Source organism: Pedococcus sp. P3_C7 (assembly GCF_056402615.1).
This window is the reverse complement of the sequence record NZ_JBFUHC010000001.1, coordinates 573,198-598,245: the sequence shown is the minus strand read 5'-3', so window position 1 is coordinate 598,245 and position 25,048 is coordinate 573,198. Positions and strand designations below refer to the sequence as shown.

The window sequence follows — 25,048 nt, the reverse complement described above, 5'->3', positions numbered from 1 at the left end:
GCGCATGCCCGACGCCCACGCTACGGACGCGGGGACCCGTGTCGCCGGTACGACCACCACCCAGGTGGGCGACCTGACGCGGCACACCCAGTCCATCCTCGAACGTGCCCAGGCCTACGCCGATGCCATGCGAGCCGAGACCGACCAGGTCCTAGCTGCTGCTCGCGCGGAGGCCGCCAGCATCCGCGATGAGGTCCAACGCCTCCTCGACGACGCCGAGCGGCAGCACGCGGACGCCGTCAGGGACCGCGAGCAGGCCGGTCGCGCGCTCGCCGAGGCGACCCGCGAGGCGGAGTCCCTGGTGGAGGACGCCACCGAGCAGGCGTCCATGCTGACGGAGTCCGCCACCAGGACCAGCGACGAGGCGGTCACCTCCGCTCGCGCCGAGGCCTCCGCTGTCCTCACCGAGGCAAACGCCCGCGCCGAGGCCCTGCGCACCAGCGCGCAGACCGACTACGACACAGCAATGGCCCGGTATGCCGCGCACCAGACCGAGCGCGACGCCGCGTTCGCGGCTGGCGTCGAGAAGATGGACAGCCACTTCGCGGAGCGCGACGAGCAGGAGAAGGCGGCCCGTGCCGCCCTGCTCGAGGAGGCCACGGCTGCGGCCGCGAAGCTCAGGGAGGACGCGCAGGTCGAGTCCGAGCGCATGATCGGTGCCGCGGCGATCCACCAGGAGGAGACCGCGGCGCGTGCGGCCGAGCTCGTCGAGCAGGCCCAGGTCGACGCGGATGCGCGGGTGGACCGCGCCCGCTCCGAGGCGAGCGAGATCATGGCGCAGGCCGAGGAGCACCTGAAGTGGGGGCAGGACACGGTGCGCCGGATCCTCGACGAGGGCGAGGCCGAGGTCAGCCGCATGCGCAAGGAGACCCACCGTGAGCTCGCCGCGCGGATGCGGTCCCGTCGTCAGCTGATCCAGACGTCGCTGGCCCAGACCGCGCACCGCGCCCGGTCCGAGCGGGAGTCTGCGCGCCTCGAGTCCGACAGCCTGCGAGCCCAGGCCGAAGCCGTGATGGCTGCCGCGCAGTCCCAGGCCGAGCGCACCACCGCAGCCGCCGCTGCGGAGGCAGAGCGGGTGAGGGCGAGCGCAGCCGAGACCGAACGGGCTGCCGACGAGCGGGCAGCCCGCCGGCTAGACGAGGCTGACAAGGCGGCGCGCCTGGTCCGGGAACGCACGGCCCAGGAGATCGAGCGTCTCCAGCGGGAGACCCACGAGTCGCACCGTCAGGCACGGGAGGAGCTCGTGACCACCACCGCCGCCGCCCGCGCCGACGCCGACCGGGTGCGTGAGGAGGCCCACGCGATGCTCGAGCGCGCCCGCGCCGAAGTGGCGGCCCTGGCCTCGCGCCGGCAGGACATCACCACCCAGCTCGGCCATCTCTCCGGGGTCATCGACGCGCTGTCCGTGCCGGACCGCGTCGCCGAGACCTCCACGACCGACACCTCGCCCTCCACCACGTCCGCCGACACCTCTGCCGACACCTCCGCCCAAACCGACACCTCCACCGACACTCCCACCAGCGAAGACCCCTCCCCCCACCAAGAACGGACCGACCATGAGTGACACCAGTTCCTTCCGCAGCGTCCTGCGCGGCTACGACCCGGCGCAGGTCGACCAGTGGCGCGCCGAACACGCAGGCGCCCTGGACCAGGCTCGACAGGAGGCCGCCGAACGCACTGTCGAGGTCAGCGAGCTGCGCGCAGCGCTGGCCCGCGTCCAGGAGGAGCAGGCCGGCACGGCAACGACGCTGGCCAGCCTCCGGGAGGAGCACAGCAAGGCGGCCGCCCCCACCTACGCCAACCTCGGTGAGCGGATCGGCACCATCCTGAGCCTGGCCGACGAGGAGGCAGCCGAGATCCGCAGCAATGCGAAGACCGACGCCGACACCCTCAAGGGCACGACCACCCTCGAGGCCGACCGCGCTCGGGCCGAGGCAGACCGATACGCCGAGGACGTCCGGACCAAGGCCGAGGCGCAGGCCACCCAGGTCGTGGAGAAGGCCAAGCAGCAGGCGGACAGCATCCTCGACGACGCCGACCGCGAGGCTTCTGCCCGTCGCGAGGAGGCCGAGGCGTTCTACGAGCACCAGCGTGCCCGGGCCGCCTCCGCTGCCGCGGACTTCGAGGCCACCCTCGGCCAGCGCCGCGACAAGGCCGCAGCAGAGTTCTCCGCCCAGATGGCCGCCCACGAGACCGCCCTCACCCAGGCCCAGGAGCGTGCCGAGACGCTGGCTGCCGAGAGCGACCGGGCCCACGCGGACAGCCTCAGTGAGAGCCAGCGCGCCCTGGACGCCGCCAAGGCCGAGGCCGAGCAGCTCGTGAGCGCGGCCCGTGAGCAGGCAGAGCGCATCCGTCGTGACTCCGAGCGCGAGCTCTCCGCCGCGACCGCGCGACGAGACAGCATCACGGCGCAGCTGAGCAACGTCCGCCAGATGCTGGCAACCCTCGGCGGTGGCGCCATCGCCGAGGCGTTCGGGGACCACGACGAGCAGGCGGCTCAGCCCGTCACCTCTGCCGGAGCCGAGGCTGGAGCAGAAGCCAAGGCCGCCCCGGCCGAGGACGATGTCGACGCCGACGTCGACACCGTGGGCGACGCAGCCGTCGACCAGTCCGACTCCGCCGACGGCGATGCGGACGAGGACTCGGCCGACGCCTCCGACGACGACGAAGGCGACGAGGACGACGCCGACGCCGAGGCAGACGTGGACGAACGCGCCAGCACCCGCGCCTGAGTCGGCTGCAGGACGCCCGCTACGCCGTCAGCACAACCGCTCGACATGCCCCCACGCCCGCTGGTTGCGTGGGGGCATGTCGCTGCTCGTCCTCGGTGGGACCGCCTGGCTCGGTCGTGAGGTGGTCGCTGCCGCCCTCGCTCTCGGCCAGGACGTCACCGTCCTCGCCCGAGGAGCCTCCGGCCCGCCGCCACCGGGCGTCGAGGTGGTGCGGTCAGATCGCGGCGACCCCGCGGCATACGACGACGTGTCCGGTCGCGCCTGGGACGTCGTCGTTGACGTCGCCCGCCAGCCGAGCCACGTCGCCGGCGCCCTGGAGGCGCTGGCGGCGCGCACCGCCTCGTGGGTGTTCGTGTCCTCGGCCTCGGTCTACGCCAGCAGTGACGTGGCGGGAGCTGACGAGAGCGCCGAGCTTCTCCCCGCCCACGTGGCCGACGACGAGGGCTGGGAGACCTACGGCGGTCGCAAGGCGGCCTGTGAGCGCAGCATCCTCGCCCAGGTCGGCGACAGGGCGCTCGTCGCCCGGTCAGGGTTGATCGCCGGGCCCGGTGACCACACTGACCGCACTGGATACTGGCCGTTGCGGTTCGCCCATCCCGCCAGCCCCGACGGGGCAGTCCTGGTGCCGGACAGCGAGGTGGCCACCCAGGTCCTCGACGTCCGCGACCTCGCCGGGTGGCTCGTCCGGGCGGGCCTGGACCGCACCACCGGCGTGGTCAACGTGAGTGGCCCGGTGCTGCCCCTGGGTGACCACCTCGAGACGGCGCGGGAGGTCGCGGGTCACCGTGGCGAGACCGTGGGGGTGGACCAGGACTGGCTTGCAGCACACGAGGTGCAGCCCTGGTCCGGCGAACGCAGCCTGCCGCTGTGGCTGCCCGTGCCCGAGCATGCCGGGTTCATGGCCCGGAGCACCGCCGCCGCCGAAGCCCTGGGACTCACCAGCCGCCCCCTGGCCGAGACCCTGAGCGACACCCTCGCCTGGGAGGTCGCGTCCGGTCCCGGTCGTGCCCGCAAGGCCGGCCTGACGGTGGCCGACGAGCTCGACCTGCTCGCCGACGCCCGCGCCTAGGGGACCCGGCCCGTCGCAGGTGGTGCGCCGGCACACCCGCGGCTCGTCGATGTGGTCCGCGTCGCCATGTCACGCCAGTCCCTGTCTGCGTAACGTCGCTGTCCCGACCGATCACCAGACTGGGGGCATCGTGCTGGCGGAGCGCACCGAACGGGTTCCCGTCGACGGTGGCCACCTCATGGTGCACGTCCTGGCCGAGGCTCTGCCCGGAGCGCCCGTCGTCGTGGCCCTGCACAGCATCTCCTCGAACGCGTTGGCCTGGGTGCCCGTGGCTCGCGCGCTGGCCGGACGGGTCACCCTGATCGCACCGGACATGCGCGGCCGTGCCGAGAGCGCGGCGCTGCGTTCGACCGGGCTGGCCGACCACGTCGCCGACGTCATACGGGTGCTCGACCACTTCGGATCCGCATCGGCGACCCTCGCAGGTCATGCCATGGGTGGCTTCGCCGCCGCGCTGACGGCGGCCACGCACCCCGAACGCGTGCGCGGCGTGGTCCTCGTCGACGGCGGCCTGGCCTTTCCCTCCCCCGGCACCTTCGACGTCGACGAGGTGCTGCACGGCATCATCGGGCCGGCGATGGGCCGCCTGTCGATGACCTTCGAGGACCAGTCCGCCTACCTGCGCCACTGGGCTGCCCATCCGGTGATGGGCCCGCTGCTGGACTCGGCGTCCGGCGCTGACCTGACGGCCTACCTGCTGCACGACCTGGACGGGCCCCAGGGAGCCATGCGGTCGACCAGCTCGCTGGAGTGTGTGCGGGCCGACTGGGCCGACCTGATGAGCGACCCCGCGACGCTCAGCGCCGTGCACACCCTCCAGTGCCGGGCCCACCTGCTCTGGGCCTCCCGGGGGCCACTCGGCCAGGACCAGGGGCTCTACTCCCTCGAGCAGATCGCGGGGGCCCGCCTGCCCGACGATGTCGCGGTCACCGGCCTGGCTGGGGACCACTACGGCGTCCTGCTCGAGCCGACCGCAGTGGGCCTCATCGCCGAGGCCGTTGCGGGTCTTGCCGGGGTCGGCGGCGTACCAGCATCCGGACGGGCCATCCACTCCTCGGTCAAGTAACGGCATGTTTGGTCACGACAAACTTCGCGTTACCGTTGAGAGGACCGTCATGGCCACGCTGCGACTGGGCGACGACGCCCCCGACTTCACTGCCGAGACCACCGAGGGCGAGCTGAGCTTCCACGACTGGAAGGGCGACGGCTGGGCAGTGCTGTTCAGCCACCCCGCCGACTTCACCCCCGTGTGCACGACCGAGCTGGGCCGCGTCGCCCAGCTCAAGGACGAGTGGGCAGCCCGCAACACCAAGGTTCTCGCCGTGTCCGTGGACGCACTCGAGGACCACACCGCCTGGAAGGCCGACATCGAGGAGGTCTCCGGTGCTGCCGTCGACTACCCGATCGTCGCTGACAAGGACCGCCAGGTCGCCGAGCTCTACGACATGATCCACCCCGGCGCGGGAGACACGTCCGCGGTCCGCTCGGTCTTCCTCATCGACCCGGTGGGCAAGGTCCGCCTCTCGCTGACCTACCCCAAGAGCGCCGGCCGCAACTTCGACGAGATCCTGCGCGCGCTGGACGCCTTGCAGGTCAACGACGCCGGCCCGTTCTCCACCCCCGCCGACTGGAAGGCGGGCGAGCGGATCATCGTCGCCCCCACCGTCACCACCGAGGACGCGCAGGCGCGGTTCAAGGGCGTCGAGGTCGTCAAGCCCTACCTGCGCTACGCCGAGGCACCGACGGCCTGACGGCGGTCCCACCTCGAACGCGTGTGCCGCGTCGGCCCGTTCCCGGGCCTGCGCGGCATCGTCGTTCCCTGGCTCTCCCCTACTCCTTGGCTCTCCCCTACTCCTGGGCGCGCTGGGTCTGCGGGTTGCTGGACTCGTCGCGGGGCGTTCCCTCACCCGTCAGGGTGTCGTGGCGCCCGGGTGTGGGGTCGTCCTCAGCAGGGGCGTCGCTGGTCGGGTCCTCGGTGCTGAGCAGCGCATCGAGGAGCCCGCCGCCGATCCGGCGGAAGGTTCGGCGCGGTCGCTCGCGGTCGAGCACGGCCACCTCGAGCTGGGCGGCAGTCAGGGTCCGCGAGGCACCACCGGCAGGGTCCTGCCCGAGCAGCTCCACCGCGAGGCTGAGGGCGTCCGCGAGCGACAACCCCGGGGTCCAGCGATCCTTCAGCGCGGTCTCGATGGGTTCGGCTGCGCCACCCATGGCGACGAAGCCCAGCTCGTCGGCGACCGAACCGTCGTAGGTGAGCCGGTAGATCTGGTCCTCGTCCGCGGTGCTGCCCACCTCGGCGACGACGATCTCCACTTCGTAGGGCTTGGACTCCTGGGTGAACACCGTCCCCAGCGTCTGGGCGTAGGCGTTGGCCAGACCGCGAGCGGTCACGTCGGTGCGGTCGTACGAGTAGCCGCGCAGGTCGGCATACCGGACTCCCGCGACGCGGAGGTTCTCGAACTCGTTGTACTTGCCGACGGCAGCGAAGGCGATCCGGTCGTAGATCTCGGAGACCTTGTGCAGCGCCCGGGAAGGGTTCTCGGCGACGAACGCGATCCCCTTGTCGTAGCCGAGCACGACGACCGACCGACCGCGCGCAATTCCCTTGCGGGCGTAGTCAGCCCGGTCCTTCATGAGCTGCTCGGGCGAGACGTAGAACGGCATGCTGCTCATCGGGCACCTCCTGGGTTGCCCTGACGGGCGGCGATGACGGCTTCGACGACCGTGCGCAGGTCGTCGTCGCCGACGAACCGCACGCCCTCGGCTCCCACCACGGCGACGGTCGGCCAGATCCGACGGCCGACGTCGGGTCCACCGGTGGCGGAGTCGTCGTCGGCGGCGTCGTAGAGCGCTTCGACGACCACGCTGACGACCTCGTCGGCGGACAGGCCCGGTCGCCAGACCTTCTTGAGTGCGCCGCGGGCGAACAGCGAGCCCGAGCCGACGCTGTGGTGGTCGTGCTCCTCGTAGCAGCCGCCGGTCACGTCGTAGGAGAAGATCCGGCCGAGCTCGCGGTCGAGGTCGTAGCCGGCGAACAGCGGCACCACCGACAGTCCCTGCATGGCCATGCCGAGGTTGGACCGGATCATCGACGCGAGCCGGTTGGCCTTGCCCTCGAGCGACAGCAGCGTGCCCTCGATCTTCTCGTAGTGCTCGAGCTCGACCTGGAAGAGCTTGACCAGCTCGATCGCGATCCCGGCCGTGCCGGCGATGCCGACGGCGGAGTACTCGTCGCCGGCGAAGACCTTCTCCATGTCGCGGTTGGCGATGATGTTGCCCATCGTGGCCCGGCGGTCACCCGCCATCACCACGCCACCGTCGAAGGTCGCCGTGACGATGGTGGTGCCGTGCGGGGCCTCCAGTGTGCTGCCGGGCGGCAGGACGCGTCGTGAGGGCAGCAGCTGGGGGGCGTGGGCGCCGACGAACTCGGTGAACGAGGACGACCCTGCCGAGAGGTATGCCGCGGGGAGCTTCCCCGCGTCGGCGCCAGTGGTCACTGGCCGCCCTTCTGGACGAAGCCGCGGACGAACTCCTCAGCGTTGGACTCCAGGACGCCGTCGATCTCGTCGAGGACGCTGTCGATGTCGGAGTCCAGGTTCTCCTTGCGGGCCGTCGCCTCCGGCGCTGCGGGAGTGGGCTCGGGCGCCTCGTCGGGAGCGTCGTCGCGTCGCTGTGGTCGGCTCTGCTCTTGGCTGGGCATTGGCGTGACCTCTCACTCGTGATTCTCGAAGCTCGCGGACGAGCCGCTGCACATGAACCTAGTCCGAACCTATCCCGATGCGGACGCCAACTCACGCAAGAGGGTGGCCGCGTCCGGACTGCGGTCAAGGAGCGGACCGACGGTCGCCTTGGTGCCCCGCAACGGTTCGAGCATCGGGACCCGCTGGAGTGAGGTCTGACCCGGGATGTCGAAGATGACCGAGTCCCAGGACGCGGCCGCTATCTGGTCGGGGTACTTCTCCAGGCACTTCCCGCGGAAGTAGGCCCGGGTGTCGACCGGCGGCTCGTGGACGGCATCGAGGACGACGTCCTCGGTGACCAGCTCCTCGAACCTTCCGGCGGCCCGGAGCTTGTGGAAGATCCCCTTGTCGGGGCGCACGTCGGACCACTGGATGTCGATGGCCCGCAGCCGGGAGTCGGTCCAGTCGAGGCCGTCGCGGTGGATGTAGCCCTGCAGCACCTGCTGCTTGGCCACCCAGTCCAGCTCGCGAGCGGCCTCACGCGGATCACGCTCGAGTCGGTCCAGCACGATCGCCCACCACCGCATGACCTCGGCGGTGTCGCTGTCGAGCTCACCGGCATACCTGTCCTTCAGGTAGCGCTCCGCGAGGTCGTGGTAGCGCCAGAGCAGCTGCACCGCGGTGAGCTTGGTGCCGTCCCGCAGCTCGATCATGGCCGTGCAGGTCGGATCGTGGCTCACGGCCTGCAGGGTCGCGACGGGGCGCGCCACCGTGAGGTCGACGTCGATGGCGCGGTCCTCGATCATGGCCAGCACCAGCGACGTCGTGCCGAGCTTGAGCAGGTTGGCGACGTCGCAGTGGTTGGCGTCCCCGATGATCACGTGCAGGCGGCGGTAGAGGTCGGCCACCGCGTGCGGCTCGTCGCGGGTGTTGATGATCGGCCTCTTGAGCGTGGTCTCCAGACCCACCTCGACCTCGAAGAAGTCGCTGCGCTGGCTCAGCTGGTAGCCGGCGGTGCGGGAGTCCTGGCCGATGCCCACCCTGCCGGAGCCGGTGATGACCTGACGAGCCACGAAGAACGGCACCAGGTGCCGGACGATGTCGGTGAACGGGGTCTCGCGACGCATGAGGTAGTTCTCGTGCGTGCCGTAGGACTGGCCCTTGCCGTCGGTGTTGTTCTTGTACAGGTTCACCCCGGGAGGGAACTGGGAGAGCCGGCGGACCGACTCGGCCATGATCGCCTCGCCGGCCCGGTCGAAGGCGACCGCGGCCCGGGGAGAGGTCACCTCGGGCGAGGAGTACTCGGGGTGGGCGTGGTCGACGTAGAGCCGAGCGCCGTTGGTCAGCACCACGTTGGCGAGGGTGGGATCCTCCTCGTCCGTGAGCTGGCTCGCGTCGGCGACGCCGCGTCCCATCTCGAACCCACGTGCGTCCCTCAGCGGCGCCTCGTCGGCGTAGTCCCACGACGCGTGGGCGGCCCTGATCCCCTGGGCCGACGCGTAGGCGTTGACCACCTGCCCCGAGAGGATCATCGGGTTGGCGGCCGGGTCCCCGGGCACCGAGATGCCGTACTCGGTCTCGACCCCCATCACCCTGCGGACCGTCATACCTGGCTCACGCTCATGGACTCACCCTAGGCGAGACCCGCCGGACCAGCCCTGCTGCCACGGGTATGCCGCCTGCGCGCGCCACAGCGCGCCCAGGAGGGTTAGGCTCGCACCAAGACCTCATTGCCGGACACCCAGCCACCAGGAGTGCCATTGCGCGACATCGTGGTCTTCAGCGGGAACGCGCACCGCGCCCTGGCCCAACGCATCTGCGAGGCCCTCGGGGTGCGGCTGTCCCCTGCCGAGATCAAGCGGTTCAGCAACGACTGCCTCCAGGCGCAGCTGCTCGCGAACTGCCGCCAGCGCGACGTCTACATCGTGCAGCCGCTGGTGCCCCCGACGCAGGAGCACCTCATGGAGCTGCTCCTGATGATCGACGCGGCCCGGGGAGCCTCGGCCGCCCAGATCACCGCGGTCATCCCCCACTACGCCTACGCCCGCTCCGACAAGAAGGACGCTTCCCGGATCTCGCTCGGGGGTCGCCTCGTCGCCGACATGCTGGTGGCGGCAGGCGTGGACCGGGTCCTGACGATGACCCTGCACGCACCGCAGGTGCACGGCTTCTTCTCGGTGCCCGTGGACCACCTCACGGCGATCGGCGTGCTGGCCGACCACTTCCGGGGGGCGAACCTCGAGAACTCGGTGGTGGTCTCCCCCGACCTCGGCAACGCCAAGACGGCCACCCAGTTCGCGCGACTCCTGGGACTCCCGGTCGCAGCCGGGTCGAAGCAACGCCTCGCGGACGACCGGGTCATCATCGACTCGATCGTCGGTGACGTCGCCGGCAAGCGCGCCATCATCCTGGACGACGAGATCGCCACCGGAGGCTCGATCGTCGAGCTGCTGGACCGGCTGGCAGACCTCGGCTGCCCGCGTGCCGACGTCGCCTGCACCCACGGCCTGTTCGCCGGCAAGGCGGTTGAGCGCCTCAGGGAGCACCCGATGGTCGGTGAGGTCGTCACGACCGACACCGTCCCCGCTCCCGGTCACTGGCCCGAGCTGCGGGTCCGCTCGGTCTCGCAGCTGTTCGCGGAGGCGATCAAGCGGATCCACGCCGGCGAGTCGGTGAGCAGCCTGTTCGACGGCGTCGACCCCACCCATGCGCCACCTCAGGCCTCCCTGTTCGACAAGGTCCATGTCTGAGATCTCGGTGAGGGCCTCGTGAGGGCACCGGGGTCTGCCCGGCTCGCCCTGCTCGTCGACCTGACCTTCGTCCTCCTCTTCGCCACCGTCGGACGGATCAGCCACGCGGAGGGTGTCACCGTCACTGGCGTCCTCGCCGTCGCCTGGCCGTTCGTGGCGGCCCTGCTCGTGGGGTGGGCCATCGCCCACCGGCGTGGCGGCTGGCCGGTCCGGATGCCCGGCTCCACCACGGTCTGGCTGGTCACGGTCGCCCTGGGCCTGGGGCTGCGCGTCGCCACAGGTGGCGGCTTCGCCTGGAGCTTCGGCGTGGTCACCCTGCTCACGCTGGGCCTGTTCCTGATCGGCTGGCGCTGCGCCGTCGAGGTGTTCCGCTTCGTTCAGGAGGGGCTGAACCGCTGGGCCGACAGGGCGGCGGCGCGCCGCTGACGGTCGCGTGAACGCTCCGCCCCTCTCTGTGACGCCACTGTGAACGCCATTTGAGTTTGGTAAGGCTTACCTAATACCATCCCCGCGTGACCGCCGATCTCCTGTCTGCACCACAGCGCCACCGCGTCGACTTCGTCGCGACGCTGGCGGACAGGGGCGAGGCGACCGCGGTCCTCCTCTCCCCCGGCACGACGCTCACCTACGCGGACCTCGCTGCCCTCGTGGCCGGCGCCGGTGCCCAGTTGGGCACCGGACGGCGTCTGGTCCTCATTGCCGCCGAGAACTCGGTCGAGGCACTGGTCACCTACCTCGGCGCACTCCACGCCGGACACGTCCCACTGCTGGCCCCCGGCGACCGCCTCCAGCACCTGGACGGACTGATCGAGGCCTACGACCCCGACGTCGTCGCCGGGCGCGGGGACTCCGGGTGGCAGGTGGTCTCGCGTCACGCGGGCGCCGCGCACGACCTGCACGCCGACCTTGCCCTGCTGCTCACGACGAGCGGCTCCACCGGCTCCCCCAAGCTGGTGCGCCTCTCCCACGAGAACCTCGACAGCAACGCCACCGCCATCGCCGAGTCGCTCGGCGTGCGGAGCAGCGACCGGGCCATCACCAGCCTCCCGCTGCACTACTGCTACGGGCTGTCCGTCCTTCACAGCCACCTGAGCGCGGGGGCTGCCGTGGTGCTCACCGACCTGTCCGTCGTCGACCCCTGCTTCTGGACCCTGTTCGACGACGTCGGCGCCACGACCCTGGCCGGCGTCCCCCACAGCTTCGACCTGCTGGACCGCAGCGGCTTCGCCCACCGCGCGCACCCCACCCTGAGGGTGGTCACGCAGGCAGGCGGCCGGCTGCCGTCGGACAGGGTGCGGCGGTATGCCGCCCTCGGTCGGGAGCGGGGCTGGGACCTCTTCATGATGTACGGGCAGACCGAGGCAACCGCGCGCATGGCCGTGCTGCCCCCTGACCTGCTCGAGACCAGGCCCGAGACGGTCGGACTGCCCGTGCCCGGCGGCTCGTTCCGCCTCGACCCGCTCAGCGACCTCGACTGCGGGCTGGGCGAGCTCGTGTACTCCGGACCCAACGTGATGCTGGGCTATGCCGAGTCCGTGCTGGACCTGTCGCGGGGACGCGAGGTGCACGAGCTGCGCACCGGCGACCTCGCCCGCCTCGGCCCTGACGGCCTGGTCGAGATCGTCGGCCGCCGGAGCCGGTTCGCCAAGGTGGTGGGTCTGCGCATCGACCTCGACCAGGTCGAGCGTGACCTCGCCAATGCCGGCCACGAAGCGCATTGCGTCGACCTCGGCGACGCCGTCGGCGTCCTCGCGACGGCGGTGGGCGCCGGGCCCGAGGTGACGGAGACGGTGACCCGGCGGCACGGCATACCCGCGTCCGGAGTCGTCGTCCTCGACGGGCTGGAGGCTCCGCGCCTCCCCACGGGGAAGCCCGACTATCGCGGCATGGCGGAGCTGATCGGAGCTCACCGGGCTGGCGCGGCCGAGGCCGACGGACTCGCTGGTGGTGCCGCGCGCTCCGCCGAGGAACGAACCGACGCGGTGGTGACCCTCTATCGCGAGCTGCTCGCGGCGCCGCGCGCCGACACGACGACGAGCTTCGTCGACCTCGGCGGCGACTCGCTGTCCTACGTCGAGGTGTCGGTTCGGTTGGAGGCGCTGCTGCACACCCTTCCCGACGGCTGGCACCTGCTGTCCCCCGGCGAGCTGGCCGCGTCGGAGCCTGCCCGCAGGCGTCCTGGCCGGCGGCTGCACACCGTCGACACCACCGTCCTGGTGCGAGCCCTCGCCATCCTGCTCATCCTCGCCAACCACACCCACCTGTCGTTCGTGCCCGGTGGCGCCCACACCCTGCTCGCCCTCGTCGGCTACAACGTCGCCCGCTTCCAGCTGACCTCACGCCCGCGCGGCGAACGGGTCCGCGGGATCGGGCGCAGCGTCGCCCGCGTGGTGCTGCCGAGCGCCGCGTGGATCGGGGTCGTCGCGCTCGTGGCCGGGACGTACGACTGGCGCAACGTCCTGATGCTCAACCAGGTGCTCGGCGACTGGGGGCGCTGGTCCGACCACTGGCACTTCTGGTTCATCGAGGCGGTGACGTCGCTGCTCGTCGGCACGGCCGTGCTCATGGCGGTTCCTGCTGTGGACCGGTGGGAGCGGCGGTGGCCCTTCGCCTTCCCCGTCGCGCTCATGGGCCTGGGCCTGTTGACGAGGTATGCCGTGGTGGTGCCGGACGCCGGGCCCTACCGGGGCGCGAACGCCTACGTGCTCGTCTGGCTGTTTGCGACCGGCTGGGCCGCGGCCCGCGCCTCCACCACCTGGCAGCGGGTCCTCGTGTCCGCCATCCCGGTGCTCACGGTGCCCGGTTTCTGGCCGAGCATGCCCGGGCGCGAGGTGACCATCATCGTCGGGCTGCTCGCGCTCATCTGGTTCCCGACCGCGAGGGTGCCAGGCTTCGTCGGCCGCGCGGCATCGCAGGTCGCGACCGCGTCGCTGTTCGTCTACCTCACCCACTTCGTGGTCTACCCGCGCATCATGGGGACGAGCTCGGTGCTCGCGATGGCCTGCTGCCTCGCGGTCGGGATCGCCTACTGCCGCATGTGGACCTGGCTCGAGGCGAGCGCGCGCCGCGCCCTGCGCTCCCGTCCGGGCCTCAGGACCGGGTTCACGACCGCGTTCACGACCGGGGTGCCCACCCGGGTGGGGCGAAAAGGTAGCCCAGCCGGTCGCGCCAGCGACCCGCTGCTCTGACCTGGCGGAACATCAGCGCGAACTCGGCGTACTGCAACCTGAACGGGTTGAACGTCGTGACGGGGTGGGTGAGGCCGTAGGTCGGGCGCTGCTGCTCCTCGCGGAACGTCCCGAAGAGCCGGTCCCAGACGATGAGGATCCCGCCGTAGTTGCGGTCGAGGTACTCGGCATCGCTGGCGTGGTGGACCCGGTGGTGGGAGGGCGTGTTGAAGACGAGTTCGATGGGACGCCACAGCTTGGGGATCGTCTCGGTGTGCACCCAGAACTGGTAGGTCAGGTTGAGCGAGAAGACGAAGAAGATCATCCACGGGGGCAGCCCCAGCAGCGGGAGCGGCACCCAGAACAGCAGCTCGCCCCACGGGTTCCACTTCTGCCGCAGGGCGGTCGTGTAGTTGAAGTGGACGCTGCTGTGGTGGGCCTGGTGCATCGCCCAGAGCACGCGGACCCGGTGGCTGCTGCGGTGGTAGGAGTACCAGAGCAGGTCGACGAGCAGCAGCGCGACGAGCCAGGTCCACCAGTCACGCGGGTCGAGGCGCAGGGGCGTCACGGCATACAGGGCGGCGTAGCCCAGCAGGGCCAGCGCCCGCGCCCCGAGGTTGACGACGACCGAGCCGACGCCCATCGACAGGCTCGCCGCCGAGTCCTGCCTGGCGTACCCCACCCGCGGCGCGTCCTCGTCCGTCTCGAGCACCCGCAGTGCGACCAGCTCCAGCACGATGCACAGAACGAAGAACGGCACGGCGAGCAACGCCGGGTCCTCGAGCAGGTGGTCCATGGACCACGATGTTACCCAGAGTAAGTTAGGTCGGGAAGTCCGCTGTGCGCCGCCTCACAGGTATTGGCCGGTGTTGGCCACGTTGTCGATCGAGCGACCCGGCTCGGTGCCGCTCTTGCCGGTGACGAGCGTGCGGATGTAGACGATCCGCTCGCCCTTCTTGCCGGAGATGCGGGCCCAGTCGTCCGGGTTCGTCGTGTTGGGCAGGTCCTCGTTCTCCTTGAACTCGTCCACGCAGCTGGCCAGCAGGTGTTCGACGCGGATGCCCTTGGCCCCGACGGTGAGGAAGTCCTTGATGGCCATCTTCTTGGCCCGGTCGACGATGTTCTGGATCATCGCCCCGGAGTTGAAGTCCTTGAAGTAGAGGACCTCCTTGTCGCCATTGGCGTACGTCACCTCGAGGAAGCGGTTCTCCTCGATCTCGGAGTACATCCGCTCGACGGCCGCGGTGATCATGGCGTCGACGGTGGCCTGCGGTGACCCACCGTGCTCGGCCAGGTCGTGCTCGTGCAGGGGCAGGTCGGCGACGAGGTACTTGGTGAAGATGTCGCGGGCGCTCTCGGCGTCGGGGCGCTCGATCTTGATCTTCACGTCGAGCCGTCCCGGGCGCAGGATGGCGGGGTCGATCATGTCCTCGCGGTTTGAGGCGCCGATCACGATGACGTTCTCGAGCCGCTCGACGCCGTCGATCTCCGACAGCAGCTGCGGCACGATCGTCGTCTCGACGTCCGAGGAGACACCTGACCCACGGGTGCGGAACAGGCTGTCCATCTCGTCGAAGAACACCACCACCGGCGTGCCGTCGGACGCCTTCTCGCGAGCCCGCTGGAAGATGAGCCGGATGTGCCGCTCCGTCTCCCCGACGTACTTGTTGAGGAGCTCGGGGCCCTTGATGTTGAGGAAGAACGACTTGCCGACCGGCTTGCCCTCCTTCTCAGCGACCTTCCGGGCCAGCGACGCGGCGACGGCCTTGGCGATCAGTGTCTTGCCACACCCGGGCGGCCCGTAGAGGAGGACACCCTTGGGGGGCTTGAGCTTGTGCTCGGTGAACAGGTCGGGGTGCAGGTAGGGCAGCTCGACCGCGTCACGGATGGCTTCGATCTGGCCGGCCAGGCCACCGATGTCCTCGTAGGCGATGTCGGGGACCTCTTCGAGGACGAGCTCGGAGACCTCGGCCTTGGGGATCCGCTCGTAGACGAAGCCGGACCGCGGCTCCAGCATGAGCGCGTCGCCGACCCGGATCGGCTCGCCCTCGAGGGAGTCGGCCATCCGGCAGACCCGCTCCTCGTCGGCGTGCGCCACGACGAGCACTCGGCCCTCGCCGAGCAGCTCCTTGATCATGACGACCTCACCGATGCGCTCGTAGCCGCACGTGGCGACGACGTTCATCGCCTCGTTGAGGCGGACCTCGCGTCCGCTGGACAGCTCGGCCGGGTCGACCGCCGGGCTGACGGCAACGTGCATCTTGCGTCCGCCCGTGAGGATGTCGACCGTGGCGTCGTCGTAGGACTCGAGGATCACGCCGTAGGCCGCGGGCGGCTGGGCCAACCGGTCCACCTCGGACTTCAGGGTGACGATCTGCTCGCGCGCCTCCTTGAGGGTCCGCACCAGCCGTTCGTTCTGCGAGGACACCGTGGCGAGGTTGGACTGCAGCTGCAGCACCTTGGTCTCGAGCTCGCGGGATCGGACTGGGGCGTCGGACAGCCGCTGGCGCAGCGCCGCAACCTCTTCCGCGAGGAGTTCCGCCTGGCGGCGCTCCTCGGAGTGGCCTGCAGGGGTGCTGTGATCGGTCATGTCGGCTCCCTCAAGACAACGCGGTGGCGATCGAGCTACCGACCGTGCCCTGCCCGCGCCTGGCGCGGCCGATGACACAAACCTAACCCCGAACTACTCGGGTGTCGGGGAGGTTTGAGTCACAGAACGGCGAAGCCGCCGGATCTTCTTGTCTGATGGGACGCGCTCGCCGACGTCCTCGGGGGTGAAGTCGCTCTCGGCACCGAACGCGAGTCCACTCTCGAGGGCGCCTTCCTCGTCCGTGGAGCCCTTTGCCGGACGGCGTTTGCGCAGGGGCGGGGTGACCCCGGGCGCCAGCCGACGGCTGGTGATGAGGAAGCCGGTGTGGCCGTGCATCCGGTGCTGGGGGCGCACCGCGAGACCCTCGAGGTGCCAGCCGCGCACCAGGGACTCCCACGCCTCGGGCTCGGTGTAGCCGCCATGGTCGCGCAGCGCCTCGGCGACCCGGGACAGCTGCGTGGCCGTGGCGACGTAGCAGATGAGGACGCCCCCGGGGGCGAGCGCCTGGGCCACGACCTCGAGACACTCCCAGGGGGCCAGCATGTCCAGGACCACGCGGTCGACGGACCCGGGCTCCTCGACGGACGGCAACGTCTCGACGAGGTCACCCACGGTGACCTGCCACGCGGGGTGGTCGAGCCCGAAGAACGCCCGGGCATTGCCCTTGGCGATGTCGGCGAAGTCCTCACGCCGCTCGAAGGAGTGCACGTGGCCGAGCTCGCCCACTGCCCGCAGCAGCGACATCGACAATGCACCGGACCCCACGCCGGCCTCGACGACCCGCGCCCCCGGGAAGATGTCGGCCATCGTCACGATCTGGCCGGCATCCTTGGGGTAGACGACGGCAGCCCCGCGTGGCATGGACATGACGTAGTCGGACAGCAGTGGCCGCAGGGCGAGGTACTCGACCCCAGCCGTGTTGCGGACGACGGACCCGTCGGGTGCACCGATGAGGTCGTCGTGGGCCAGCCGCCCGCGGTGGGTGTGGAACTCGCGCCCGGGCTCGAGGGTGATCGTGTGCAACCGGCCCTTCGGGTCGGTCAGCTGGACCCGCTCCCCCTCGGTGAACGTTCCGCGACGCAGCGCAGCGCCGATCGGCGAGGCCGGGGCGGGACTGGTCGGCTCGGGGGCTGTGCTCATGGGCGGGAAGTCTAATTGCGCGACAGTGCCGCGATGACCAGGCGGCCGTGGGCGATGCCGTAGACCTGGCCGTGCCAGGTGAGCACCACGTCCTGATAGCGGGTCGACTGCATGAGCTCGACCACGGGGAGCGCGTTGGCGTCCGGCGAGACCTCGAGGACGTTCTCCTCGGGGATGCGCATGACCGCGGTGATGAGCGGGGCGGCCGGGTCGAGTCCCACAGGGGTGACGCCGCCCGGCGAGGCGAGGAGCAGGCAGGGAATGCCGCGTGCGTCGGCCGTCACGACGGCGTCAGGATGGTCGATGGCCACCCCCAAGGGGGTCTGCGGGTCGAGGAAGACTGCGTGCTCCATGACCTGCGACACCCGGAGGCCCGCGAACTGGGAAAGAGCTCGCCCGCGGCGGATGGAGTCGGTGGCGCCGGCCCACAGGACCGAGCCCACGACCAGCACCCAGATGGAGTCGAAGCCGACCTGCTGGCCGTCGGTGAGCGGTCGGACGAAGAACCACAGGACGAGCAGGACGGTGAGCACCCTGCCGCACCACCCCGCGACCACGGAACCCTTGCTGCGGTCGCCGGTGGTCTTCCAGACCAGGCTCTCCACGACCTGCCCACCGTCCAGCGGCATACCCGGGAGGAAGTTCAGCACCGCGAGGGAGCCGTTGATGATCACGAGCCCCGTGAGGAGTGCACTCGTGCGGTCGCCCGTCGTCCCCAGCAGGAGCAGCCACGCCACGACGGCGAGGACCGCGTTCGAGGCAGGGCCGGCGGCCGCGATCGCCGCCAACCTCCCGGGAGTGCTTCGCGCCGCCTCGAAGGACGTGTGCCCGCCCCACAGGTTCGCGACGATGCGGATGACCGGCATTCCGAACATGCGGGCGCTCACGGCGTGGGCGGCCTCGTGGACCAGGACGCTGACGAGGAGCAGCAGTGCCTGCGTGATGCCGATGGCGATCCCCGTGCCGACCCGGTCCGGGAAGTAGGGCGTTGCCACGATCGCCACGATCACCAGTGCGATGACGAACCAGCTCGGCGCGAGGTAGACCGGCACACCGCCGACCCTCGCGATCCGCACCCCGTGACCGGACTCCTCTGGTTCCGTCTCGGGAGCCCTGGTCGTCATGGGGTGACCCTACGTGACCGGCCCCGACGTCGATTCCCGCACTGGGCCATACTTGTGCGGTGCCTGACTCCCCCACGCTTCGGCCCGATGCCACCGACCAGCTGACGACCGCGCTCACCGAGCGCATCCTCGTCATGGACGGCGCGATGGGGACGATGATCCAGCGCGAGGGGCTCGGCGAGGCCGACTACCGCGGCGAGCGTTTCGCCGACTGGGACAGCGACCTCAAGGGCAACAACGACCTGCTGAGCCTGACCCAGCCGGAGATCATCCGCGGCATCCACACGGCATACCTCGAAGCTGGTGCCGACCTCATCGAGACCAACACCTTCAACGCGCAGCGGATCTCCCTCGCCGACTACGGCATGGAGGACCTCGGCTACGAGATCAACCTCGCCGCCGCGCGCCTCGCGCGCCAGGCGTGCGACGAGATGACTGCCAGGACGCCGGACCAGCCGCGCTGGGTGCTCGGGGCGCTCGGCCCGACGAACCGCACCGCGTCCATCTCCCCCGACGTCAACGACCCCGGCAAGCGCAACGTCACCTTCGACGAGCTGGTCGAGGCCTACCTCGAACAGGCCCGCGGCCTGGTCGACGGTGGTTCGGACCTGCTGATCGTCGAGACGATCTTCGACACCCTCAACGCCAAGGCCGCCATCTTCGCCCTCGAGACGCTGTTCGAGGAGCACGACCGTCGCTGGCCGGTCATCATCTCCGGCACCATCACCGACGCCTCCGGCCGCACCCTCTCGGGTCAGGTCACCGAGGCCTTCTGGAACTCGGTCCGCCACGCCCGTCCCCTCGCGGTCGGGCTCAACTGCGCCCTGGGCGCCGCCGAGATGCGCCCGTATGCCGCGGAGCTGGCTCGCGTCGCCGACACCTTCGTCTCGTGCTACCCCAACGCAGGGCTGCCCAACGCCTTCGGCGAGTACGACGAGACCCCTGATGCGATGGCGTCGGTGGTCGGCGAGTTCGCGCAGTCCGGGTTGGTCAACCTCCTGGGTGGCTGCTGCGGGACGACCCCCGACCACATCGCCGCCATCGCGAAGGCGGCCAGCGACCAGTCGCCGCGCGTGCCTAGCGAGATCGCCCCCGCCCTGCGCCTGTCCGGGCTCGAGCCCTTGACGGTCACCGAGGAGTCGTTGTTCGTCAACGTCGGGGAGCGGACCAACATCACCGGGTCGGCGCGGTTCCGCAAGCTGATCCAGGCCGAGGACTACGGCACGGCGCTCAACGTGGCGCGACAGCAGGTCGAGTCCGGCGCGCAGGTCATCGACATCAACATGGACGAGGGCATGATCGACGGCGTCGCCGCGATGGACCGCTTCGTCAAGCTCGTCGCGACCGAGCCCGACATCTCGCGGGTGCCCCTGATGGTCGACTCCTCCAAGTGGGAGGTGATCGAGGCCGGGCTCAAGTGCGTCCAGGGCAAGTCGATCGTCAACTCCATCTCGATGAAGGAAGGCGTCGAGCCCTTCATCGAACACGCCCGGCTGTGCCGCAAGTACGGCGCCGCCATCGTCGTGATGGCCTTCGACGAGGACGGCCAGGCAGACTCCCTGCAGCGCCGCAAGGAGATCTGCAAGCGGGCCTACGACATCCTCACGACCGAGGTCGGTTTCCCCGCCGAGGACATCATCTTCGATCCCAACATCTTCGCCGTGGCGACGGGCATCGAGGAGCACGCGGCATACGGCACGGACTTCATCGACGCCACCCGCTGGATCAAGGAGAACCTGCCCGGGGCGCTGGTCTCGGGCGGCGTCTCCAACGTGTCCTTCTCGTTCCGCGGCAACAACGCCGTGCGCGAGGCGATCCACGCCGTGTTCCTCTACCACGCCATCCAGGCGGGCATGGACATGGGAATCGTCAACGCCGGTGCGCTCGTGGTCTACGACCAGGTCGACCCCGAGCTGCGCGAACGCATCGAGGACGTCGTCCTCAACCGGCGGCCCGACTCCACCGAGCGACTGCTCGAGATCGCCGATCGGTTCAACACCGGCGACACCAAGCAGGAGGCGATCGCCGAGGAGTGGCGTTCCCTGCCCGTCGGCGAACGCATCACCTACGCCCTGGTCAAGGGGATCGACGAGCACGCCGAGACCGACACCGAGGAGCTTCGCCAGGAGATCTCGGCCCGCGGCGGTCGTCCGATCGAGGTCATCGAGGGCCCCCTCATGGACGGGATGAACGTCGTCGGCGACCTGTTCGGGGCCGGCAAGATGTTCCTGCCGCAGGTCGTGAAGTCGGCCCGGGTCATGAAGAAGGCCGTGGCCTACCTCATCCCGTTCATCGAGGCCGAGAAGACCGAGGCCGAGGTGGCCGAGAACAGGGCCAAGGGCAAGGTCGTCATGGCCACCGTCAAGGGCGACGTCCACGACATCGGCAAGAACATCGTCGGCGTGGTCCTGCAGTGCAACAACTACGACGTCGTCGACCTCGGCGTCATGGTGCCGGCGCAGAAGATCCTCGATGCTGCCAAGGCCGAGAAGGCCGACGTCATCGGGCTGTCCGGCCTGATCACGCCGAGCCTCGACGAGATGGTCAACTTCGCCACGGAGATGGAGCGCCAGGGGTTCGACCTGCCGCTGCTCATCGGCGGCGCCACCACGTCACGGGCGCACACGGCCGTGAAGGTCGACCAGAAGTACCACGGCCCCGTGGTCTGGGTGAAGGACGCCTCCCGCTCTGTGCCCGTCGTCGCGCAGCTGCTGTCCGACGAGCTGCGCCCCAAGCTGATGGCCGAGGTGAAGGCGGACTTCGACTCGCTGCGCGCCCGCCACGCGGCCAAGACGACCGAGCGGCCGCTCGTGTCCATCGAGAAGGCCCGGGAACAGGCGACCCCGATCGACTGGAGCGGCTACCGGCCGCCGGTGCCGCACCTCGTCGCGGCCCAGGAGAAGGAGCTGCTGCGTCGCCAGTCCGGCACGCGCAACCGCACCGTCACCCAGTTCGTGCGGACCTTCAAGGACTACCCCATCGCCGAGCTGCGCGACTACATCGACTGGGGACCGTTCTTCCTGGCGTGGGAGATGAAGGGCCGGTTCCCGGACATCCTCAACAACCCGGCGACGGGCGAGGCCGCGACCAGGCTCTACCAGGACGCGCAGAAGATGCTCGACCAGATCATCGACCAGAAGTGGCTGCGGGCCAACGGTGTCATCGGACTGTTCCCCGCGAACTCGGTCGGTGACGACATCGAGGTCTACACCGACGAGTCCCGAGAGACGGTGGCCACGACGCTGCACACCCTGCGCCAGCAGGGGCAGCACCGTGAGGGCATCCCCAACCGCGCCATGTCCGACTTCGTGGCGCCGCGGGACACCGGCAGGTCCGACCACGTCGGGGCGTTCGCCGTCACCGCCGGACTCGGCTCGCACGACAAGGTCAACGAGTTCAAGGCTGCGATGGACGACTACAACGCCATCCTGCTCGAAGCACTGGCGGACCGCCTTGCCGAGGCCTTCGCGGAGCGCATGCACGAGCGCGTTCGTCACGACTTCTGGGGCTACGCTCCCGACGAGCACCTGAAGAACCAGGACCTGATCGCCGAGAAGTACGTCGGCATCCGCCCGGCTCCCGGCTACCCGGCCTGCCCCGACCACACCGAGAAGGCCCTGCTCTGGGACCTGCTCCAGGTCGAGCAGAACACCGGCATGGAGCTCACCGAGTCGATGGCGATGTGGCCGGGCGCGTCGGTGTCGGGCTGGTACTTCTCGCACCCGCAGTCGCAGTACTTCGTCGTGGGTCGGCTGGGCCGGGACCAGGTCGAGGACTACGCCAAGCGCAAGGGCTGGACCCTCGCCGAGGCAGAGCGCTGGCTCTCTCCCAACCTCGGCTACCTGCCGGAGGACTGACCGGCCACCAGGCCCCAGTCCCACGGCCGCAGGCGACAGTCAGTGCTGCTGGGGAATGCCGAGCGGGGCTGAGACGCCGGCGCCCGAGAGGTTGTCGCAGCGGACGATCTGGGACCCAACACGTTCCACCGGACACCGGAACGGGGTGGAGTCCCAGAACACGGTGGTGGCATGGGGCCGTGGCCCTGGGTCCTGCCGCGCAGTGGCGGTCGAGGAAACGCATAGAATGAGCGCAGCGGCAACAGCTGCTGCGGTGGGCGCCAGGCGACGAATGTGCCTCTGCTGCATAGTTTTTGGTTGCATGTGGGGTAGTCGTCGATGCCGACCAAAAGGTTGACGTCGGCGCCGCGGAAGATTCTTTGAAGGTCTCTGGCCCCGCCGATCCCGATGCCGACTCCTGCCGTTTCCAGCTTTTTCGAAAATTCCCCGACATCCGTGTCAACCTCCAGCGCGCTGTGACGACTACACCGCAGGAGACTGGTGCCGGGAGGCCGGAGTGAACGGTGGCGAGGAGTCAGCGGTCGTGCTCGCCTTCGAGGCGCCCACATCCCACGACAAGGACGCCGTGGTCGAGGCGTTGTTCCGCGAGCAGTTCGGCAGCATGGTCCGCCTCGCCTACTGCCTGCTCGGCGACCGCAGCGCCGCCGAGGACGTCGCACAAGAGGCGTTCGTCTCCCTGCACCTGCACTGGGGCACCCTGCGAGACCGCGGCGCCCTGCTGCCCTACCTCCGGTCCGTGGTGTTCAACCAGTGCCGATCCAGGCAGCGGTGGCTCATCCGGGGTCGGAGGGCGGTGAGCGAGCTCGGATCGCCGGAGCTGGTGCCCAGCTCGGAGGACTCTGCCGTCCTGCTCGACGAGACGCACCGCCTGGGCAGGGCCATCCGGGCACTCCCACTCCGTCAGCGCGAAGTCATCGTGTGCCGGTTCCTGCTGGGACTCAGCGAGGCCGAGACCTCGGCCGAGCTGGACATCAGTGTGGGCAGCGTCAAACAGCACACCCACCGGGCGCGAGCCGCCCTCCAGGCAGTGATGGGAGCCGGCCGATGACGCTGCAGGATCGAGATCTCGAACGCGCAATCGCGAGCCTCGCGGACGAGGTCGTGCTCGAGGCGGCGGACGTCGACGCGGCGTTCACCGACTTCACGGACCGCTCGGCCCGCGCGTCGCGCCGTCGGCGCGGACAGCGCCTGGCAGCGGCCTGCGCGGCCGCGGCCCTCCTGCTGGGCGGGGCGACCGCCTACTGGGCGGTGGCCGAACGCGGCACCCACCACCGGCCACCTCCCGTGCCCGCCGCAACCCCGTCGGTCATCTCGCCCGAGGAGATGGTCGGCGTCTGGACCGGTCTCGGGCTCTGGACCTTCTACGCGGACGGGACGGGCGGGTACAGCAACAACGCGAACACCCTGGAGACCCCCTTCCACTACACCCTCAAGGGGAACAAGCTCGGGGTGCGCGACGCCACTGGATGCGACTTCTCCTTCCGCCTGACGGGGTACCGCCAGAGCAGGCAGCTCACGGGAGACGTCCTGGAGTTCTGCGGCAACACCGCACCCCCTGTGTCCCTGGTGCGACTGTCCCCGGCAAGTCCCGCGGGGACGGAGATCCCGATGTTCTCGATGACGGGCGCCACACCCGTTCGTCGGGTCGCGCAGGTGGGTGGCGTGTGGATCATGCCGGGCACCGGCATGCTCCTCGCGATCGACGGCAGCCGCGGCACCTACGCGCTGGACGACAGGGGCAACCTGGCCAGGAACCCTCGCGACTCCGGCACCGTGACGGTCTCGTCGGACGGCACCGTCACCCTGACCAGCTCGCAGTCCCCCACCGCCGGGTGCGCCAGCCCCGGACGCCCTCGTACTGTCCTGCGGGATGTGATGGTGGTCGCGGCCCAGAGCGTCGAGGCCAAGGGCGGTGTGACCCCCACCTGTGCCCGGGCCACCGTCCAGGCCGGCTGGGTCCTAGTGAGCACCCGCTGACCCCCACCCGTCACGGCACCGCGCCGGACGAGCGGCACCGGCATCGAGCGGTATGCCGCCGGGCACCGCCGGTGCGCCGCGGCACCGCTGTCAGCGGCGCGGCATACCGTGTGGTCCATGGTTCCAGCCCTCTCACCGAGCCGAGCATCGGACTTCAAGCAGTGTCCGCTGCTCTACCGGTTCCGCACGATCGACAAGCTGCCGTCCCCGCCGAGCCCGGCAGCCGCACGGGGCACGCTCGTGCATGCCGTCCTGGAGCGGTTGTTCGACCTGCCGGCCGAGGAGCGCACGCCGGCCGCCGCCCAGGCCCTGCTCGGTCCGCAGTGGGAGGCACTCGTCGAGCAGGAACCCGAGCTGGCCGAGATGATCCTGTCGGACGACAAGCTCACCGAGGCGGGCTGGTTCGGTGACGCGCAGGCGCTGATCGAGACCTGGTTCACGTTGGAGGACCCGACCCGGCTGGAGCCCGCCGAGCGCGAGCTCTACGTCGAGGCCGACGTGGACGGTCTCGTCCTGCGTGGCTACGTCGACCGTCTCGACGTTGCCCCCGACGGCGCGATGCGGGTCGTGGACTACAAGACCGGCCGGTCGCCGAGCGAGCTCTTCGAGGGCAAGGCGCTCTTCCAGATGAAGTTCTACGCCCTGGTCCTGTGGCGGCTGCGCGGCGAGATCCCGCGCCTGCTCCAGCTGGTCTACCTCGGCAACGGGGAGGTGGTCCGCTACGCCCCCGACGAGCACGACCTGCTCAGCCTCGAGCGCAACCTCAAGGCTGTGTGGACGGCCATCGAGCACGCCGCCACCACCGGCGACTGGCGGCCCAAGACCTCACGGCTGTGCGACTGGTGCGACTACCGCGAGTTCTGCCCCGCCTGGGGTGGCACTCCCCCGCCGCTGCCCGAGAACGCCGCCCAGATCGCGCTGAACCCCTCCGTCTCCGGCCAGGTGACCCCGATCGACGAGTGAGC

At 70.2% G+C, this 25,048-nt stretch carries 20 protein-coding genes; 12 read left to right on the top strand and 8 right to left on the bottom strand.

Annotated elements, in window-relative coordinates; translation table 11 throughout:
• Window positions 1-4: 4 nt before the first annotated feature.
• The 5 genes from AC1DS4_RS02820 (at window position 5) to AC1DS4_RS02800 (ending at window position 5,552) form a co-directional block, all read left to right on the top strand.
• Window positions 5-1,564: a coiled-coil domain-containing protein gene (locus AC1DS4_RS02820; RefSeq protein WP_477632162.1), complete on the top strand. Its 1,560-nt coding sequence runs from the start codon at window positions 5-7 to the stop codon at window positions 1,562-1,564.
• A complete protein-coding gene (locus AC1DS4_RS02815) occupies window positions 1,557-2,732 on the top strand; it encodes a hypothetical protein (protein WP_477632161.1) in 1,176 nt (391 codons plus the stop codon). Before AC1DS4_RS02820 ends, AC1DS4_RS02815 begins: the two co-directional genes overlap by 8 nt.
• A gap of 76 nt (window positions 2,733-2,808) precedes the next feature.
• Window positions 2,809-3,801, top strand: coding sequence for an NAD-dependent epimerase/dehydratase family protein (locus AC1DS4_RS02810; protein WP_477632160.1), 993 nt, complete (start codon window positions 2,809-2,811; stop codon window positions 3,799-3,801).
• Window positions 3,802-3,931: 130 nt separating this feature from the next.
• Window positions 3,932-4,867 carry an alpha/beta fold hydrolase gene (locus tag AC1DS4_RS02805; RefSeq protein ID WP_477612923.1) on the top strand — a complete coding sequence of 312 codons (936 nt, stop codon included), beginning with the start codon at window positions 3,932-3,934 and terminating at the stop codon, window positions 4,865-4,867.
• Window positions 4,868-4,916: 49 nt separating this feature from the next.
• On the top strand, window positions 4,917-5,552 hold the full coding sequence (locus AC1DS4_RS02800) for a peroxiredoxin (RefSeq protein WP_477632159.1): 636 nt from the start codon (window positions 4,917-4,919) through the stop codon (window positions 5,550-5,552).
• 97 nt (window positions 5,553-5,649) lie between these two features.
• Here the strand turns inward: AC1DS4_RS02800 and prcA are convergent, their stop codons facing one another.
• From prcA to dop, 4 genes are all read right to left on the bottom strand, one after another.
• On the bottom strand, window positions 5,650-6,471 hold the full coding sequence (prcA, locus tag AC1DS4_RS02795; RefSeq protein WP_477632158.1) for a proteasome subunit alpha: 822 nt from the start codon (window positions 6,469-6,471) through the stop codon (window positions 5,650-5,652).
• Entirely contained in the window at window positions 6,468-7,295 is an 828-nt protein-coding gene (gene prcB / locus AC1DS4_RS02790) for a proteasome subunit beta (protein ID WP_477612920.1), read from the bottom strand. Before prcB ends, prcA begins: the two co-directional genes overlap by 4 nt.
• Window positions 7,292-7,498 carry a ubiquitin-like protein Pup gene (locus AC1DS4_RS02785; protein WP_056914404.1) on the bottom strand — a complete coding sequence of 69 codons (207 nt, stop codon included), beginning with the start codon at window positions 7,496-7,498 and terminating at the stop codon, window positions 7,292-7,294. The genes prcB and AC1DS4_RS02785 overlap by 4 nt, the downstream gene beginning before the upstream one ends.
• 69 nt (window positions 7,499-7,567) lie before the next feature.
• On the bottom strand, window positions 7,568-9,085 hold the full coding sequence (gene dop / locus AC1DS4_RS02780) for a depupylase/deamidase Dop (protein WP_477632157.1): 1,518 nt from the start codon (window positions 9,083-9,085) through the stop codon (window positions 7,568-7,570).
• 153 nt (window positions 9,086-9,238) lie between these two features.
• Between dop and AC1DS4_RS02775 the strand changes: the two genes are divergently transcribed.
• The 3 genes from AC1DS4_RS02775 (at window position 9,239) to AC1DS4_RS02765 (ending at window position 13,416) form a co-directional block, all read left to right on the top strand.
• On the top strand, window positions 9,239-10,228 hold the full coding sequence (locus AC1DS4_RS02775) for a ribose-phosphate diphosphokinase (protein WP_477612918.1): 990 nt from the start codon (window positions 9,239-9,241) through the stop codon (window positions 10,226-10,228).
• 18 nt (window positions 10,229-10,246) lie between these two features.
• On the top strand, window positions 10,247-10,654 hold the full coding sequence (locus AC1DS4_RS02770) for a DUF3054 domain-containing protein (RefSeq protein ID WP_477612917.1): 408 nt from the start codon (window positions 10,247-10,249) through the stop codon (window positions 10,652-10,654).
• A gap of 86 nt (window positions 10,655-10,740) precedes the next feature.
• On the top strand, window positions 10,741-13,416 hold the full coding sequence (locus tag AC1DS4_RS02765) for an AMP-binding protein (protein ID WP_477632156.1): 2,676 nt from the start codon (window positions 10,741-10,743) through the stop codon (window positions 13,414-13,416).
• On the opposite strand, the gene AC1DS4_RS02760 is transcribed toward AC1DS4_RS02765, so the two are convergent.
• The 4 genes from AC1DS4_RS02760 to AC1DS4_RS02745 form a co-directional block, all read right to left on the bottom strand.
• Window positions 13,343-14,191, bottom strand: a complete 849-nt coding sequence (locus AC1DS4_RS02760) for a sterol desaturase family protein (RefSeq protein WP_477632155.1) — start codon at window positions 14,189-14,191, stop codon at window positions 13,343-13,345. The genes AC1DS4_RS02765 and AC1DS4_RS02760 overlap by 74 nt on opposite strands.
• 54 nt (window positions 14,192-14,245) lie before the next feature.
• Window positions 14,246-15,985: a proteasome ATPase gene (gene arc / locus AC1DS4_RS02755; protein WP_477612914.1), complete on the bottom strand. Its 1,740-nt coding sequence runs from the start codon at window positions 15,983-15,985 to the stop codon at window positions 14,246-14,248.
• Window positions 15,986-16,078: 93 nt separating this feature from the next.
• Window positions 16,079-17,125, bottom strand: coding sequence for a tRNA (adenine-N1)-methyltransferase (locus AC1DS4_RS02750; protein WP_477612913.1), 1,047 nt, complete (start codon window positions 17,123-17,125; stop codon window positions 16,079-16,081).
• 11 nt (window positions 17,126-17,136) lie between these two features.
• Entirely contained in the window at window positions 17,137-18,249 is a 1,113-nt protein-coding gene (locus tag AC1DS4_RS02745) for a site-2 protease family protein (RefSeq protein ID WP_477632154.1), read from the bottom strand.
• Between the two features lie 59 nt (window positions 18,250-18,308).
• Between AC1DS4_RS02745 and metH the strand changes: the two genes are divergently transcribed.
• The 4 genes from metH (at window position 18,309) to AC1DS4_RS02725 (ending at window position 25,046) form a co-directional block, all read left to right on the top strand.
• The gene (metH, locus tag AC1DS4_RS02740) at window positions 18,309-22,106 is read left to right on the top strand and encodes a methionine synthase (protein ID WP_477632153.1); all 3,798 of its coding nucleotides are present in this window, start codon (window positions 18,309-18,311) and stop codon (window positions 22,104-22,106) included.
• A 496-nt stretch (window positions 22,107-22,602) separates the two neighbouring features.
• On the top strand, window positions 22,603-23,154 hold the full coding sequence (locus AC1DS4_RS02735) for an RNA polymerase sigma factor (protein ID WP_477623779.1): 552 nt from the start codon (window positions 22,603-22,605) through the stop codon (window positions 23,152-23,154).
• Window positions 23,151-24,083, top strand: a complete 933-nt coding sequence (locus AC1DS4_RS02730) for a hypothetical protein (protein WP_477623780.1) — start codon at window positions 23,151-23,153, stop codon at window positions 24,081-24,083. The genes AC1DS4_RS02735 and AC1DS4_RS02730 overlap by 4 nt, the downstream gene beginning before the upstream one ends.
• Window positions 24,084-24,200: 117 nt before the next feature.
• A complete protein-coding gene (locus tag AC1DS4_RS02725) occupies window positions 24,201-25,046 on the top strand; it encodes a RecB family exonuclease (RefSeq protein WP_477632152.1) in 846 nt (281 codons plus the stop codon).
• The last annotated feature ends 2 nt before the right edge of the window (window positions 25,047-25,048 follow it).

What these genes read in the sequence shown, in the direction of transcription:
- AC1DS4_RS02820 (WP_477632162.1), top strand. Translation starts at nt 5, where the DNA reads ATGCCCGACGCCCACGCTACGGACGCGGGGACCCGTGTCGCCGGTACG.
- AC1DS4_RS02815 (WP_477632161.1), top strand. Translation starts at nt 1,557, where the DNA reads ATGAGTGACACCAGTTCCTTCCGCAGCGTCCTGCGCGGCTACGACCCG.
- AC1DS4_RS02810 (WP_477632160.1), top strand. Translation starts at nt 2,809, where the DNA reads ATGTCGCTGCTCGTCCTCGGTGGGACCGCCTGGCTCGGTCGTGAGGTG.
- AC1DS4_RS02800 (WP_477632159.1), top strand. Translation starts at nt 4,917, where the DNA reads ATGGCCACGCTGCGACTGGGCGACGACGCCCCCGACTTCACTGCCGAG.
- prcA (WP_477632158.1), bottom strand. Translation starts at nt 6,471, where the DNA reads ATGAGCAGCATGCCGTTCTACGTCTCGCCCGAGCAGCTCATGAAGGAC.
- AC1DS4_RS02785 (WP_056914404.1), bottom strand. Translation starts at nt 7,498, where the DNA reads ATGCCCAGCCAAGAGCAGAGCCGACCACAGCGACGCGACGACGCTCCC.
- dop (WP_477632157.1), bottom strand. Translation starts at nt 9,085, where the DNA reads ATGACGGTCCGCAGGGTGATGGGGGTCGAGACCGAGTACGGCATCTCG.
- AC1DS4_RS02760 (WP_477632155.1), bottom strand. Translation starts at nt 14,191, where the DNA reads ATGGACCACCTGCTCGAGGACCCGGCGTTGCTCGCCGTGCCGTTCTTC.
- arc (WP_477612914.1), bottom strand. Translation starts at nt 15,985, where the DNA reads ATGACCGATCACAGCACCCCTGCAGGCCACTCCGAGGAGCGCCGCCAG.
- AC1DS4_RS02750 (WP_477612913.1), bottom strand. Translation starts at nt 17,125, where the DNA reads ATGAGCACAGCCCCCGAGCCGACCAGTCCCGCCCCGGCCTCGCCGATC.
- AC1DS4_RS02745 (WP_477632154.1), bottom strand. Translation starts at nt 18,249, where the DNA reads ATGACGACCAGGGCTCCCGAGACGGAACCAGAGGAGTCCGGTCACGGG.
- AC1DS4_RS02730 (WP_477623780.1), top strand. Translation starts at nt 23,151, where the DNA reads ATGACGCTGCAGGATCGAGATCTCGAACGCGCAATCGCGAGCCTCGCG.
- AC1DS4_RS02725 (WP_477632152.1), top strand. Translation starts at nt 24,201, where the DNA reads ATGGTTCCAGCCCTCTCACCGAGCCGAGCATCGGACTTCAAGCAGTGT.